Source organism: Mycobacterium sp. E1747, assembly GCF_001667775.1.
In the GTDB taxonomy this organism is placed as follows: Bacteria; Actinomycetota; Actinomycetes; order Mycobacteriales; family Mycobacteriaceae; genus Mycobacterium.
In genome coordinates this window covers 1-15,294 of sequence record NZ_LZJI01000130.1, presented here as the reverse complement: position 1 = coordinate 15,294, position 15,294 = coordinate 1, and the positions used below count along the sequence as shown (strand labels likewise).

At 68.2% G+C, this 15,294-nt stretch carries 10 protein-coding genes and 1 pseudogene; 5 read left to right on the top strand and 6 right to left on the bottom strand.

Annotated features, from left to right (window positions below):
• Window positions 1–2,010, top strand: coding sequence for an ATP-dependent DNA helicase (locus tag A5695_RS13030; RefSeq protein WP_068082263.1), 2,010 nt, complete (start codon window positions 1–3; stop codon window positions 2,008–2,010).
• A 2-nt stretch (window positions 2,011–2,012) separates the two neighbouring features.
• On the opposite strand, the gene glgP is transcribed toward A5695_RS13030, so the two are convergent.
• Window positions 2,013–4,658, bottom strand: a complete 2,646-nt coding sequence (gene glgP / locus A5695_RS13025) for an alpha-glucan family phosphorylase (RefSeq protein WP_068082168.1) — start codon at window positions 4,656–4,658, stop codon at window positions 2,013–2,015.
• Window positions 4,659–5,005: 347 nt separating this feature from the next.
• Here glgP and A5695_RS13020 point away from each other — a divergent pair, with 347 nt between their 5' ends.
• Both A5695_RS13020 and glgB read left to right on the top strand, forming a co-directional pair.
• The gene (locus tag A5695_RS13020; protein WP_068082165.1) at window positions 5,006–7,120 is read left to right on the top strand and encodes an alpha-1,4-glucan--maltose-1-phosphate maltosyltransferase; all 2,115 of its coding nucleotides are present in this window, start codon (window positions 5,006–5,008) and stop codon (window positions 7,118–7,120) included.
• 1 nt (window position 7,121) lies between these two features.
• Window positions 7,122–9,317: a 1,4-alpha-glucan branching protein GlgB gene (gene glgB / locus A5695_RS13015; protein WP_068082163.1), complete on the top strand. Its 2,196-nt coding sequence runs from the start codon at window positions 7,122–7,124 to the stop codon at window positions 9,315–9,317.
• Between the two features lie 43 nt (window positions 9,318–9,360).
• On the opposite strand, the gene A5695_RS13010 is transcribed toward glgB, so the two are convergent.
• Window positions 9,361–10,287, bottom strand: coding sequence for a tetratricopeptide repeat protein (locus A5695_RS13010; RefSeq protein ID WP_068082160.1), 927 nt, complete (start codon window positions 10,285–10,287; stop codon window positions 9,361–9,363).
• Window positions 10,288–10,480: 193 nt separating this feature from the next.
• On the bottom strand, window positions 10,481–11,662 hold the full coding sequence (locus A5695_RS13005; protein ID WP_068082157.1) for an acetyl-CoA C-acetyltransferase: 1,182 nt from the start codon (window positions 11,660–11,662) through the stop codon (window positions 10,481–10,483).
• Window positions 11,663–11,740: 78 nt separating this feature from the next.
• Here A5695_RS13005 and mce point away from each other — a divergent pair, with 78 nt between their 5' ends.
• Entirely contained in the window at window positions 11,741–12,208 is a 468-nt protein-coding gene (gene mce, locus A5695_RS13000; protein ID WP_197515477.1) for a methylmalonyl-CoA epimerase, read from the top strand.
• Here the strand turns inward: mce and A5695_RS12995 are convergent, their stop codons facing one another.
• Together A5695_RS12995 and nucS are read right to left on the bottom strand one after the other, a co-directional pair.
• The gene (locus A5695_RS12995) at window positions 12,209–12,505 is read right to left on the bottom strand and encodes a hypothetical protein (RefSeq protein WP_068082151.1); all 297 of its coding nucleotides are present in this window, start codon (window positions 12,503–12,505) and stop codon (window positions 12,209–12,211) included.
• 22 nt (window positions 12,506–12,527) lie between these two features.
• Window positions 12,528–13,199 carry an endonuclease NucS gene (gene nucS, locus A5695_RS12990; RefSeq protein ID WP_067281184.1) on the bottom strand — a complete coding sequence of 224 codons (672 nt, stop codon included), beginning with the start codon at window positions 13,197–13,199 and terminating at the stop codon, window positions 12,528–12,530.
• Window positions 13,200–13,244: 45 nt separating this feature from the next.
• On the opposite strand from nucS, the gene A5695_RS12985 reads away from it, so the two are divergent.
• Window positions 13,245–14,867 (top strand): adenylate/guanylate cyclase domain-containing protein, encoded by a 1,623-nt coding sequence (locus A5695_RS12985; RefSeq protein ID WP_068082148.1) that lies wholly within the window; start codon window positions 13,245–13,247, stop codon window positions 14,865–14,867.
• A gap of 354 nt (window positions 14,868–15,221) precedes the next feature.
• Here the strand turns inward: A5695_RS12985 and A5695_RS30260 are convergent.
• Window positions 15,222–15,294 (bottom strand): annotated as a pseudogene (locus A5695_RS30260) (hypothetical protein); the annotation flags it as partial.

The following is a 15,294-nucleotide window of genomic DNA, read 5'->3' as shown; positions in this document are numbered from 1 at the left end:
ATAGCCACGTCCGAAGTGTCCGTGCCCGAGTTGCTGGCCCTTGCCGTGTCCGCGCTCGGCGGCAGCGAGCGCGGCGGTCAACTCGAGATGGCCGACGCCGTGGCGCGGGCGTTCGCCACCGGTGAGCATCTCGTCGTGCAGGCCGGTACCGGCACCGGAAAGTCACTGGCCTACCTGGTGCCGGCGCTGGTGCGCGCCATCGACGACGACTCGCCGGTCGTGGTGTCCACTGCCACCATCGCCCTGCAGCGCCAGCTCGTCGATCGCGATCTGCCCCGGCTCATCGATTCGCTCGCCGATGCGCTCCCCCGCCGCCCACAATTCGCGCTGCTCAAGGGCCGTCGAAACTATCTGTGCCTGAACAAGATTCACAATGGCGGCGCCGCGGCCGAGGATGATGCCGGCGACCGGCCGCAGGAGGAGCTCTTCGATCCCGTGGCGGCCACCGCCTTGGGCCGCGACGTCCAACGTCTCACCGCCTGGGCGTCGACGACCGACTCCGGTGATCGCGACGACCTGAAACCGGGTGTGCCAGAACGGTCCTGGTCGCAGGTCAGCGTTTCGGCGCGGGAATGCGTGGGCGTGGCGCGTTGTCCATTCGGAGCCGAGTGCTTCTCCGAGCGGGCGCGGGGCCGGGCCGGCGCTGCCGACATCGTGGTGACCAACCACGCTCTGCTAGCGATCGACGCCGTCGCCGAATCGGCGGTGCTGCCCGAGCACGAGTTGCTGGTGGTGGACGAGGCCCACGAGTTGGTCGACCGGGTGACGTCGGTAGCCACCGCCGAGCTGACGCCGGCCGCCCTGGGCGTGGCGGCGCGCCGGATCGCCCGGTTGGTGAATCCCGAACTGATACAACGCTTGGAGGCGGCCACGGCCAATTTCGCCGCGACGATTCACGAGGCCGCTCCGGGCCGCATCGACCGCCTCGACGACGAACTGACCACCTACCTGACCGTGCTGCGCGACGCCGCCGCGGCGGCACGTTCGGCGATCGACAGCACCAGCGACGCGAAAGCCGCCGCGGCCCGGGCCGAAGCGGTGGCGGCGCTGAGCGAGATCTCCGACACCGCCTCACGCGTCCTCACGTCGTTCGCCCCGGCGATTCCCGATCGCACCGAGGTGGTGTGGCTGGATCACGAGGACAACAGGGGCGCCATGCGCCCGGTGCTACGGGTGGCGCCGTTGTCGGTCGCGGGCCTGCTGCGCGAGCGGGTGTTCTCCCGGTCGACCACGGTGTTGACGTCGGCGACCCTGGCCATCGGCGGGTCGTTCGACGCGATGGCGGCGGCGTGGGGCCTGACCGCTGCGGACACCGGGGGCGCGCGCTGGCGCGGCATCGACGTCGGATCGCCGTTCCACCACGCCACGGCCGGGATCCTCTACGTCGCCGCCCACCTGCCGCCACCGGGCCGGGACGGCACCGGGTCGGCCGAGCAGCTGACCGAGATCGAAGAGTTGATCACCGCGGCGGGCGGGCGGACCCTGGGATTGTTCTCGTCGATGCGCGCCGCGCGGGCCGCGGCAGAGGCCATGCGCCAGCGGTTGTCGATGCCGGTGCTGTGCCAGGGCGACGACAGCACCTCCGCGCTGGTCGAACAGTTCAGCGCCGACGCGCAGACCTCGCTGTTCGGCACCCTGTCGCTGTGGCAGGGCGTCGACGTGCCGGGTCCGTCGCTGTCGCTGGTGCTCATCGATCGCATCCCGTTTCCCCGGCCGGACGACCCGCTACTGGGCGCACGCCAACGCGCGGTGGCCGCGCGCGGCGGCAACGGCTTCATGGCCGTCGCCGCCAGCCACGCCGCCCTGCTGCTGGCGCAGGGCTCAGGCCGGCTCCTGCGGCGCGTCACCGACCGCGGGGTGGTTGCGGTGCTGGACTCGCGGATGGTGACCGCCGGGTACGGTGGCTACCTGTGCGCCTCGCTGCCGCCGTTCTGGCAGACCACGGACCCCGCCCAGGTCCGCGCCGCGCTTCATCGGTTGCGCACCGCCTCCGAAAGCCAGCCCGCCTGAGCTCAGCGGGCCAGGGTGACCAGGCCGAGCTCGGCACTGGAAGCAAGCATCGGGTGGTGGGGCAGCACCCGGACCGTGTACCCGACCGCCCCCGCCAGCGGCAGCGACAACGTCGTCGAGAACACCTGGTTGCCGCCTTCGGCGGTCCCGGTGTACGACATCTCGACGGTGACCGGATCCAGCAGCGCGTCGCTGGCGTCCACCCTGCCCACCACTCCTTGAACCGTAACCTCGTCGGGCGCGAGACCGTCCAGGGCGACGGTGGCGGTCAGCGTCAGCTTGGAGCCGAGCACCGGCGTGTCCGGCAACCCGGTGCTGTCCACGTCGGTGATGGTGATCTTCGGCCACGCCTCTTCGGCACGCCGACGATAGGTGGCCACCTCGCGCGCGGCGCCGAATTCAGCGCCGTCGTCGCCGCCCTCGGCGGGCCCGACCGTCCGGCGCAGCGACTGGGCGGCGTGCGTGTAGTAGCGCTCCACGTAGTCGCGCACCATGCGCGAAGCCAGCACCTTGGGACCGAGCGTTTGCAGCGTGTGCCGCACCATCTCGATCCACCGCGGCGGCACCCCGTGTTCGTCGCGCTCGTAGAACTTGGGCGCGACGGCCTGTTCCAACAGGTCATAGAGCGCGCTGGCCTCCAGGTCGTCGCGACGGGCCTCGTCGGCCACACCATCGGCGGACGGTATCTCCCAACCGTTTTCGCCGTCGTACCATTCGTCCCACCAGCCGTCGCGGATGGACAGGTTCAGGCCGCCGTTGAGCGCGCTCTTCATCCCGGAGGTGCCGCAGGCCTCCAGCGGCCGCAGCGGGTTGTTCAGCCAGACGTCGCATCCCCAGTACAAGTGCCGGGCCATGGACATGTCGTAGTCGGGCAGGAACGCGATGCGGTGGCGCACCTCCGGACGGTCCGCGAACCGCACCACCTGCTGGATCAACGCCTTACCGCCGTCGTCGGCGGGATGCGACTTACCGGCGACGATCAGCTGGATGGGCCTGTCCTCGTCGAGCAGCAGGCGTTCGAGCCGCTCCGGGTCACGCAGCATCAGCGTCAACCGCTTGTAGGTCGGCACCCGCCGGGCGAACCCGATAGTCAGCACATTGGGGTCAAATGCCGTTGTTATCCAACCCAATTCGGCGTCGGACGCCCCGCGTTCGAGCCAGGATTTGCGCAGCCGCCGCCGAACGTCCTCGACCAGCGACGAGCGCAGTTGCGAGCGGATCCACCAGAGATGGCCCGCATCAACCTGATTCAGCCGTAGCCAGACGCCCGGATCACCGAACGAATCGGAACCGGCCAGCTCACGCCCCAACTCCAACCATTGCGGCGCCGCCCAGGTGCGCGCGTGCACTCCGTTGGTGATGGACCCGATCGGCACCTCATCGGAGTCGAATCCGGGCCACAGCTCGTTGAACATGGCCCGACTGACCTCACCGTGCAGCAGCGAGACGCCGTTGGCCCGCTGCGCCAGCCGCAATCCCATGTGCGCCATGTTGAATTTGGTCGGGTCGTCCTCGGCGCCGAGGGCGAGAATGCGGGCGGTCGGGACGCCGGGCAACAACGCGGGCGCGTTCTTGACACCGGCCTTCTCGGTCTTCTTCCCGGGATCCTGCTCGAGGTGGCCGTCGAAGTAGAGCCGCACCATGTCGATCGGGAACCGGTCGATGCCGGCGGCCACCGGGGTGTGGGTGGTGAACACCGTGCTGGAACGCACGACGGCAAGCGCGGTGTCGAAGTCGAGGCCGGCATCGGACATCAACTCGCGGATGCGTTCTGCACCCAGGAAGCCGGCGTGCCCCTCGTTCATGTGGAACACTTCGGGCGCCGGCAGGCCTTCGATCGCGGTGAACGCGCGGATCGCCCGCACCCCGCCGATGCCGGCCAGCAGCTCCTGACGCATTCGGTGTTCCTGGTCGCCGCCGTACAGCCGGTCGGTGATGCTGCGCAGATCATGCTCGTTCTCGGGGATATCGGAGTCGAGCAGGAGCAGCGGAACGCGCCCCACCTGCGCGACCCAGATCCGCGCGTGCAGCTGGGCGGAGTCGGGAAGCGTGAGCTCGACCAGGACGGGACCCCCGGCGGCGTCGGTGAGCAGCCGCAACGGCAACCCCTGGGGGTCGAGCGACGGGTACGTCTCGTTCTGCCATCCGTCCGCGGTCAGCGACTGCCGGAAATACCCCGACCGGTAGTACAAGCCCACCGCCACCAGCGGGACCCCAAGGTCGGAGGCCGACTTCAGGTGGTCCCCGGCGAGGATGCCCAAACCGCCCGAGTAATTCGGCAGCACCTCGGCAACGCCGAATTCCATCGAGAAATAGGCGATGGCCCTCGGCATCGCCACACCGTCGGCTTGCTGCTGCTGATACCACAGCGGCCGAGACAGGTAATCGTTCAGATCGGCGGCCAACTCGTCGAGGCGGCGCAGGAAGTTCTCGTCGAGCGCCAACTCGTCGAGCCGCGCCGGGTTCACCGCGCCCAGCAATGCCACCGGATCGGAGCCGCACCGCTCCCACAGGTCCACGTCCACGGTCGCAAACAAGTCCTGGGTCGGCTTGTGCCATGACCATCGCAAGTTGTTCGACAACTGGTCCAGCGCGGCCAGCCGTTCGGGAAGGTGAGCACGGACGGTAAAGCGGCGGAGGGCTTTCACGCATCCTTACCTTACTGAGGATTTCGCGCCGCGCACGACGACGGTCGACGCCTTTTCCCGCCGGGGGTGTGACCGGACACTAGGGTGGGTATCGGTTAGTTACTGGGGCCGCAACGGCGCTTCCCCACAGAGGAAGTCCCCCACGACAAGGAAGTTTTCGCCAGACGAGAGGCATCCCGCGACCGAGCACACGCGGCGTGCCCGCACACAATCGCAACCAGCCGGCGACGATGCGGTCCGCGTCCCAGGAGGCGAACCGAGCAGGGGTCGGCTAGTCGGAAACCGCCGGCGACTCCACGGCCCGAGAAGCCGGGCCGGGAGGAACCGGCAAATCGGAACGGAGTGTTGTGCCTGGTCGTCTCGAGATCGATAACGTCCAACCCGTCGTTTCATGCGGCGCTTATCCCGCCAAGGCCGTGGTCGGTGAGATCGTGCCGGTCAGCGCGGCGGTGTGGCGAGAAGGCCATGAGGCCGTCGCGGCGACGCTGGTCGTGCGCTACCTCGGGCCCCGCTATCCGCAAGTGACCGAAACGCGCCGAATCAAAGCGGTTCAGGCCCCCGTCAAAACCGCGACGGAAGTCGACGGCGTTGTGGACCAGCAACGGGTCAAGCCGCTGCTGCTGCCGATGACGTTGGGCCTCGAGCCCTATGTTTTCCACGGGCAGTTCACCCCCGACCGGGTCGGCCTGTGGACTTTCCGCGTGGACGGCTGGGGCGACCCGATCCACTCCTGGCGGCATGGCCTGGCCGCCAAGCTGGAGGCCGGCCAGGGCGAGACGGAACTGTCCAACGACCTCCTGGTCGGGGCTGGTCTGTTCGAGCGCGCCGCGACGGGGGTTCCGCGCGCGAAGCGCGACCCGCTGCTGGCCGCCGCCGCGGCATTGCGCACTCCCGGTGACCCGGTCACCCGGACCGCGTTGGCCCTGGCGCCCGAGATCGACGAGATCTTGGCCGAGTATCCGTTGCGCGATCTGGTCACCCGCGGTGAGCAGTACGGGGTGTGGGTGGACCGGCCGCTAGCCCGCTTCGGCTCCTGGTACGAGATGTTCCCCCGCTCGACCGGCGGTTGGGACGCCGACGGCAAGCCCGTGCACGGCACGTTCGCCACGGCGGCCGCCCAGCTGCCGCGCATCGCCGCGATGGGATTCGACGTCGTATACCTGCCGCCGATCCATCCGATCGGCAAGGTACATCGCAAGGGGCGCAACAACTCTCCGACCGCCGCCCCCGGGGATGTGGGGTCCCCGTGGGCGATCGGCAGCGACGAGGGCGGTCACGACGCCATTCACCCGGAATTGGGCACCATCGAGGATTTCGACGCCTTCGTCGCCGCGGCGCGCGAACTGGGCATGGAGGTGTCCTTGGACCTGGCCCTGCAATGCGCGCCGGACCACCCCTGGGCGCGCGACCACCGCGAGTGGTTCACCGAATTACCCGACGGCACCATCGCCTACGCGGAGAACCCCCCGAAAAAGTATCAGGACATCTATCCGCTGAACTTCGACAACGACCCGGCGGGCCTTTACGACGAAGTGCTGCGCGTCGTGCGGCACTGGATGGACCACGGCGTCAAATTCTTTCGGGTGGACAATCCGCACACCAAGCCGCCGAACTTCTGGGCATGGCTGATCGCCCAGGCGAAGGGCATCGACCCCGACGTGCTGTTCCTCTCGGAGGCGTTCACGCCGCCGGCCCGGCAGTACGGTCTGGCCAAGCTCGGTTTCACCCAGTCCTACAGCTACTTCACCTGGCGCACCGCCAAGCAGGAACTCACCGAATTCGGCGATGCCATCGCCGCTGCCGCGGATTTTCGGCGGCCGAACCTGTTCGTCAACACGCCCGACATCCTGCACGCCGTCTTGCAGCACAACGGCCCCGGCATGTTCGCGATCCGCGCGGTGTTGGCGGCGACCATGGGCCCGGCATGGGGCGTGTATTCGGGGTACGAGCTGTTCGAGCACCGCGCGGTGCGGGAGGGCAGCGAGGAGTATCTGGACTCGGAGAAATACGAACTACGGCCTCGCGATTTCGCGGGTGCGCTGGCCCAGGGACGCTCGCTGGAGCCGTTCATCACGCTGCTCAACTCGATTCGCCGGCTGCATCCGGCGTTGCAGCAGCTGCGGACCATTCATTTCCACGCCGTCGACAACGACGCATTGCTGGCTTACAGCAAGTTCGACCCGGCGACCGGCGACTGCGTGTTGGTGGTGGTGACGCTCAACGCGTTCGGCGCCGAGGAAGCCACCCTGTTTTTGGACATGGCGGGTTTGGGTATGGAGCCTTACGAACGATTTTGGGTGCGCGACGAAATCACCGGCCAAGAATTCCAATGGGGGCAAGCAAACTACGTTCGCATCGACCCTGCACGAGCGGTTGCGCATGTGATCAACATGCCGATCATCCCGCAGGAGTCGCGAATGAAGCTGCTCCGCAGGCCACCGAACGGACCGGAGGGATTGTGAGATGAGCCAAGCCGACCAACTGGCCAGGACACACCTGGCGCCCGACCCGGCCGACCTGGCCCGCCTGCTAGCCGGCACGCATTACAACCCGCACGGCGTCCTGGGCGCCCATGAGTACGCCGACCACACCGTCATTCGGGCCTTCCGCCCGCATGCGGCCGAGGTGGTCGCCCTGGTGGGAGACGATCGATTTCCGTTGGAGCACATCGAATCCGGCTTGTTCGCCACGGTGCTGCCGTTCACCAACCTGATCGACTACCGGCTGCAGATCCGATACGAGGGCGCCGACCCGTACACCGTCGCCGACGCGTACCGCTTCCTGCCCACGCTGGGCGAGGTCGACCTCTTCCTGTTCGGCGAGGGTCGGCACGAGCGGCTCTGGGAAGTCCTCGGCGCGCATCCCCGCTCGTTCACCACGGCCGACGGTGTGGTCAACGGGGTGGCGTTCGCGGTGTGGGCGCCCAATGCCAAGGGTGTCAGCCTGATCGGCGAGTTCAACGGCTGGACCGGCAGTGACGCCCCCATGCGCTCGCTCGGCTCGTCGGGAGTGTGGGAGCTGTTCTGGCCGGACTTCCCCGTCGACGGCCTGTACAAGTTTCGCGTGCACGGCGCCGACGGCGTCGTCACCGAGCGGGCCGACCCGATGGCCTTCGCCACCGAAGTCCCGCCGCACACCGCCTCCCGCGTCACCCGCAGCAACTACACCTGGCAGGACGCCGAATGGATGGATCAGCGGGCCCAACGCAATCCGGTGTTCGAACCGATGAGCACCTACGAGGTGCACCTGGGCTCGTGGCGCCCCGGGCTCGGCTACCGGCAGCTCGCCGAGGAGCTGACCAATTACGTGGTGGAGCACGGCTTCACCCACGTGGAACTGCTCCCCGTCGCCGAGCACCCGTTCGCCGGATCCTGGGGTTACCAGGTGACGTCCTACTACGCGCCGACGTCGCGATTCGGCACGCCCGACGAATTCCGGGCCCTGGTCGACGCGCTTCACCACGCCGGCATCGGCGTCATCGTGGACTGGGTGCCGGCGCACTTCCCGAAGGACGCCTGGGCGCTGGGACGGTTCGACGGCACCCCGCTCTATGAACACGCCGATCCTAAGCGTGGTGAACAACTCGACTGGGGCACTTACGTGTTCGACTTCGGACGCGCCGAGGTGCGCAACTTCCTGGTGGCCAATGCGCTGTACTGGCTCGAGGAGTACCACGTTGACGGGCTGCGGGTGGACGCGGTCGCTTCGATGTTGTACCTGGACTACTCCCGCCCCGAGGGTGGTTGGACGCCCAACATCTACGGCGGCCGGGAGAACCTGGAAGCCGTCCAGTTCCTGCAGGAGATGAACGCCACGGTGCACAAGAGCGCCCCGGGCATCGTCACCATCGCCGAGGAGTCGACGTCATGGCCGGGCGTCACGCGACCGACAAACCTTGGCGGCCTGGGCTTTTCGATGAAGTGGAACATGGGCTGGATGCACGACACGCTCGACTACATCGGCCGCGACCCGATCTACCGCAACTATCACCACCACGAGATGACGTTCTCGATGCTGTACGCGTTCAGCGAGAACTACGTGCTGCCGATCAGCCATGACGAGGTGGTGCACGGCAAGGGCACCCTGTGGGGCCGGATGCCGGGCAACAACCACGTCAAGGCCGCGGGGCTGCGCAGCCTGCTCGCCTATCAGTGGGCGCATCCCGGCAAGCAATTGCTGTTCATGGGGCAGGAATTCGGCCAGCGCGCCGAATGGTCCGAGGAACGCGGCCTGGACTGGTGGCAGCTCGACGAGCAAGGATTCTCCAACGGCGTTGCGCGGCTGGTGCGCGACATCAACGCCATCTACCGCAGCCACCCGGCGCTGTGGAGCCAGGACACCGTCCCCGACGGATACTCCTGGATCGACGCCAACGACTCGGCCAACAACGTGCTGAGCTTCCTGCGTTACGGCAGCGACGGATCCGTCATGGCGTGCATTTTCAACTTCGCGGGCGCCGAGCACGGTGGCTACCGGCTGGGGCTGCCGTCCGCCGGTCGCTGGCGCGAGGTGCTCAACACCGACGCCACGGATTACAACGGCTCCGGTATCGGCAACATGGGCGGGGTGGATGCCACCGAGGACCCGTGGCATGGGCGCCCAGCCTCGGCGGTGCTGGTGCTACCGCCCAACTCGGCCCTGTGGCTCGAGCCCGAGTAGGCCGCTTTCGCCGCGAGCACCCGACTTCCGCGGCATGCGCAGCTCAGTAGAGCGCGTTCGCGAGGTTCCGCCGGCCGGCGACGACCTCGGGATCGGCGGGATCGAAAAGTTCGAAAAGCTCGATCAGCCGGGTGCGCACCCGGGTGCGCTCGTCGCCTGATGTGCGGCGCACCAAGGCAATCAGGCGCTCGAAAGCCGCGCTCACGTCCTGGTTGAGGATTTGCACGTCGGCGGCCGCGAAGGCCGCGTCGATGTCGCTCGGTGCCCCATCGGCGGTGGCCACCGCGTCCGGTGAATGCGCGGTCGCGCGCATGAGGAAGTCGATCTGGCGGATCGCGCCCTTGGCTTCGGCACTGCCCGGGTTGGCGTCCAGAATCGCTTGGTACGCCCCTCGGGCGCCCTGGAAGTTGCCGGCCTCCAACTGCTCGCGGGCGGCCACCAACTCGGGGTCGACCTCGTCGGCAGCCGCGGAACCGGTTGAGCCCCTGAGTTTCCCGGCCGTCGCGGAAAGGATCTGGTCCAGCCAGCCGCGCAATTGATCCGGCGGCTGCATGCCCTGGAAACTCGAGATCGGCTGTCCGGCGGCCAAAGCCACGACGGTGGGCACCGCGTCGACACCGAACATCTGCGCCACCCTGGGCGTCACGTCGACGTTGACCGTGCCCAGCGACCACTGTCCGTTGTCCTGGGCGGCCATGCCGGACAACGTGTCCAACAGCTGGACGCACGCGTCGCTGCGCGGCGACCACAACAGCACCACGACGGGCACTTCCTCGGACCGCAACAGGACCTCGGCCTCGAAATTGGCCTCGGTGATCGCGGTGACTCCCGGGCCGCCCTCGGCGGCGGCCGGCGCTGCGCCGCCACCGGTCCCGCCGCCCGGCGGCTGCTGCTGGGCCCGCTGCTTGAGGCCGGACAGGTCGACGGCGCCGGCCATCGCGGGGCCGATCGAGGGTCGCGGACGCGTCACGCCGTCAAGTTTGTCATGCGCATCGGTGACCCATCCACCCGGTGGCGCGGACCCGGGGATCCGCCGCGGGGAGCCGAAAATCGCGCGCCGAGGAGCCTGGCAGGCCCGATATGACGAACATCACAAAACTTCGCGTTCGGGCTCTTCCAGCAACGCCCGCGACGGCCTCAGCCCCCCGCCTCGTCGGGCCGCCTTACCTTGCCCGCAGGATCAACGCGTCACCCTGCCCGCCCGCGCCGCACAGCGCCGCGACGCCGTAGCCGGAGCCACGGCGCGACAACTCCAGGGCGGCATGCAGCGTGATCCGCGCTCCCGACATCCCAATGGGGTGCCCGACGGCGATCGCGCCGCCGTTGACGTTGACGATCTCGGGATCCACGCCCAGTTCGCGGGTCGAGGCCAGCGCGACAGCGGAGAACGCCTCGTTGATTTCGACGACGTCGAGCTGGTCGACGGTGATGCCCTCGCGGCTGAGCGCCTTGTTGATCGCGTTGGCCGGCTGCGACTGCAGGGTGGAGTCCGGTCCGGCGACCACGCCGTGCGCACCGATCTCGACCAGCCAGGTCAGGCCCAGCTCCTCCGCCTTGGCCCTGTTCATCACCACCACAGCCGCGGCCCCGTCCGAGATCTGCGACGCCGAACCGGCGGTGATGGTGCCGTCCTTGCGGAAAGCCGGCTTGAGGCCGCCCAGGGACTCGGCGGTGGTGTTGGCGCGAATCCCCTCGTCCTCGGTGAACTGCAGTGGATCACCCTTGCGCTGCGGGATGTTGACGGGAACGACCTCGTCGGCGAAGACGCCGTCCTTCCACGCCGCGGCCGCCTTCTGATGCGAGCGCGCAGCGAACTCGTCCTGCTCGGCGCGGGTGAACTTGTCGAGGTCGTTGCGCTGCTCGGTGAGCGCGCCCATCGGCTGGTCGGTGAAGACATCGTGCAGACCGTCGTAGGCCATGTGGTCGAGGACCGTGACGTCGCCGTACTTGTAGCCCGCCCGGCTGTCCATCAGCAAATGCGGCGCCTTCGTCATCGACTCCTGCCCACCGGCCACCACCACGTCGAACTCGCCGGCTCGAATCAGCTGGTCAGCGAGCGCGATGGCATCGATGCCGGAGAGACACATCTTGTTGATGGTCAGCGCTGGGACGTCCCAGCCGATGCCGGCCGCTACGGCCGCCTGGCGCGCGGGCATCTGGCCGGCGCCGGCCGTCAGCACCTGGCCCATGATCACGTACTCGACGGCCGAGGCGGGCACGTTGGCTTTCTCCAGCGCGCCGGCGATCGCGATGGCACCCAGATCGCTGGCCGAAAAATCCTTCAGCGAACCCATCAACTTGCCGATCGGCGTGCGCGCTCCAGCAACGATCACCGATGTCGTCATAACAACCTCCTAAGCGTCCATGGACGGCCGATCCGGCCTCCCGGAGCAGCGCAATCTTTGCCGCCAGGTTACCTTTATGTGATGACGACCGATCAAGTTGACGCCCGTCAGGTCCTAGCCACCGAACTGGTGACGGCGATCGATCACGTCGGCATCGCAGTCGCCGACTTGGACACCGCGATCGCGTGGTACCACGACCACCTCGGCATGATCATGGTGCACGAGGAAGTCAACGAGGAGCAGGGAATCCGCGAGGCGATGCTGGCCGTGCGCGGCGCCGCGAAGGGTACCGCGCAGATCCAGCTGATGGCCCCGATCGACGAGTCCTCAACCATCGCCAAGTTCCTCGACAAGCGCGGGCCCGGCATCCAGCAGCTGGCGGTTCGCGTGAGCGACCTGGACAGCGTGATCGAGCACCTGCGCTCCCAGGGCATCCGGCTAATCTATGAGGCCCCGCGTCGCGGCACGGCAAACTCGCGGATCAACTTCATCCACCCCAAGGACGCCGGCGGCGTCCTCATCGAGCTGGTCGAACCGGCCGCCTGATCAAGACCACTTCCGGGTCGGACCCCGCGTGGCGCGGTGGCTCCAGCATGGGGTATGCCAATGCCGCCGATCGTTCGCGCCCCCGAGCGTCGGGTCGGTCGGCCATACCACCAGATGTGCGGTGCCGACGCGAATTTCGTGATCACACCCCGGACAGCGATAGGTCTTGACCGCACGGGCGGCCGCGACCGGCCGGACCTCGTACTCGTGGCCGTCGGGCCCGAGCTCCACCCGGCGTGACGCCGGGGGCGGCGACGATTGCCACCGCCGACGTGGCGACGTGCGGCGCCGGGCCATGCCGCCAGCCTAGCCGGGAGGCTCAGAACAGCCGATACTCGTCGCTGTCCATTCCGCGCATCTTGTCGTAATCCAATGTGATGCAACGGATCCCGCGGTCGGTCGCCAGCGTGCGGGCCTGCGGTTTGATCTGCTGGGCCGCAAACACGCCCTTCACCGGCGCAAGCACGCTGTCGCGGTTGAGCAACTCGAGGTAACGGGTCAGCTGCTCTACCCCGTCGATCTCCCCGCGCCGCTTGATCTCCACCGCCACCGAACCGCCCTGTTCGTCGCGGCAGAGCAGGTCGACGGGCCCGATGGCGGTCATGTATTCGCGACGAACCAAGGTGTAGCCCTCGCCGAGCAGCTGCACGTGCTCGGCGAGCAACGCCTGCAGGTGGGCTTCGACCCCGTCCTTGACCAGCCCGGGGTCCACCCCGAGGTCGTGGCTGGAGTCGTGCTCGACATCCTCGACGGTGATGCGCAGCTGTTCGCCGGCCTTGTTCTGCACCACCCACACCGGCGCCTGCTCACCGGGCTCCTCGGTCAGCCAGCACGGCGGGCTCATCCAATTCAACGGTTTGTAGGCGCGGTCGTCGGCATGCACGCTGACCGATCCGTCGGCCTTGAACAGCAGCAGCCTGCGGGCCGAGGGAAGATGCGCGGTGAGCCGGCCGACGTAGTCCACAGTGCACTGGGCGATCACTAGACGCACCCGACTCACCTTAGAGCGTCGCCGACAAATTAGGCTGGCGCCACCATGTCGGCCACGCAGAGCTTGGCGAAACGCATCGGGCGGGTCCTCGAGAGGGTCACCCGTCAGAGCGGCCGGTTACCGGAGACGCCGGCGTACGGCTCCCTGCTGCTGGGACAGGTCTCCGAGAGCCAGGGGCGCCGCCGCGTCCGCATCCAGGTCATCCTGACCGTGCTGGTGCTGGGCGCCAACCTGATCGGCATCGCCGTCGCGCTGCTCCTGGTGATCGTCGCCATCCCGCAGCCGAGCGTGTTCGACGACGCGCCATGGTGGATCACCTTCGGGGCGTCACCCGCCTACATCGCGCTCGCCCTGGCGGTGGGCACCTACTGGATCACCCGCCGGACGGTGATCGCGCTGCGCTGGGCCATCGAGGAGCGGGCCCCGACCCCGGAAGACGAGCGCAACACGTTCCTGGCGCCGTGGCGGATCGCCCGCTTCGACCTCATCCTCTGGGGCATCGGGGCGGTGGTGTACACGACGCTCTATGGCCTGGTCAACAAGCTATTCATCCCGCGGTTCCTTATCGCGGTGGGCATTTGCGGCATCTTGGTGGCCACCGCCAGCTATCTGCTCGCCGAGTTCGCGCTGCGCCCGGCCGCGGCCCAGGCACTGGAAGCCGGGCCGCCACCGCGGCGATTCGCCTCGGGCATGATGGGCCGGACCATGGTGGTCTGGTTCCTCGGCTCAGGCCTGCCCGTTCTCGGCATCGCCTTCCTGGCGGGCTTCCAGGCGCTGATGCGGAATCTGACCGAAACCCAGTTCGCGGTCGGCGTGCTGATCGTGTCGATCGCCACGGTGATCTTCGGTTGCCTCTTGATGTGGATTCTGGCCTGGCTCACCGCGACCCCGGTGCGCGTGGTCCGCGCGGCGCTGAGGCGCGTCGAGCGCGGCGATCTACGGGGCGACCTCGTCGTCTTCGACGGCACCGAACTCGGCGAGTTGCAACGCGGTTTCAACGCGATGGTCGACGGGCTACGGGAGCGCGAACGCGTGCGCGATCTTTTCGGCCGACACGTCGGGCGCGAGGTCGCCCTCGCCGCCGAACGCGAGCGCCCCAAGCTGGGCGGCGAAGAACGCCATGTGGCAGTCGTATTCATCGACATCGTCGGTTCTACCCAACTGGTGACCAGCCGGCCCCCGGCGGAAGTCGTTTCCGTGCTCAATCAATTCTTCGGCATAGTCGTCGAGGAAGTAGACCGACACTGCGGTCTGGTCAACAAGTTCGAGGGCGACGCGACGCTGGCCATCTTCGGGGCCCCGAACCATCTGGACCGTCCGGAAGACCAGGCGCTGACCGCCGCACGGGCCATCGCCGAGCGACTCGCCAACGAAATGCCGCAGTGCCAAGCCGGTATCGGCGTGGCGGCGGGTCAAGTCGTCGCCGGCAACGTCGGCGCCAGGGAACGCTTCGAATACACCGTGATCGGCGGGCCGGTCAACGAGGCGGCCCGCCTGTGCGAGCTCGCCAAGTCGTACCCGGGCCAGCTGCTGGCGACGTCGGATGCGCTCGAAGGCGCGAGCGAGAACGAGCGTGGCCGTTGGACTTTGGGCGAGACGGTGACGCTACGCGGACACGAACGCCCCACCCAGCTCGCTTTGCCCGCCGAGACCGCCGACGCATCCTGACGGATTGATTTCCGACCCGAGCGGGTAAGGGGACTAAGGACATCGCCCCTTAGGAGAGATTGGTGTTGACATGACCGGTAGTGGAACTGCGCGGCGTGTTTTTATCGCCGCGGGGATCGCCGCGGCGATCGCCTCGAGTTCGTTGACCGCGGGCTGCAGCTCAGACAACAACAACAAGAACCCGACGACTTCGACCGTCACCACCACGGTCACGACGCCCGCCAGCGTCACCACGACGGCGCCGGCGGCGACGACCCCGGCCGGACCGGGCGGCGGTCCCGAGACGGGTCCCGGGGGCGCCACGACCGCCGGGCCGGGCGGCTCGGGTGCCGGCGCGGGGCCCGGCGCACCGATCGCGGTGGTGAGGTCGCGAAAGTCGTCGAGCACCAGCGCGCAGCGGACGTGATCGACGGCCGGGGTGAGTGCG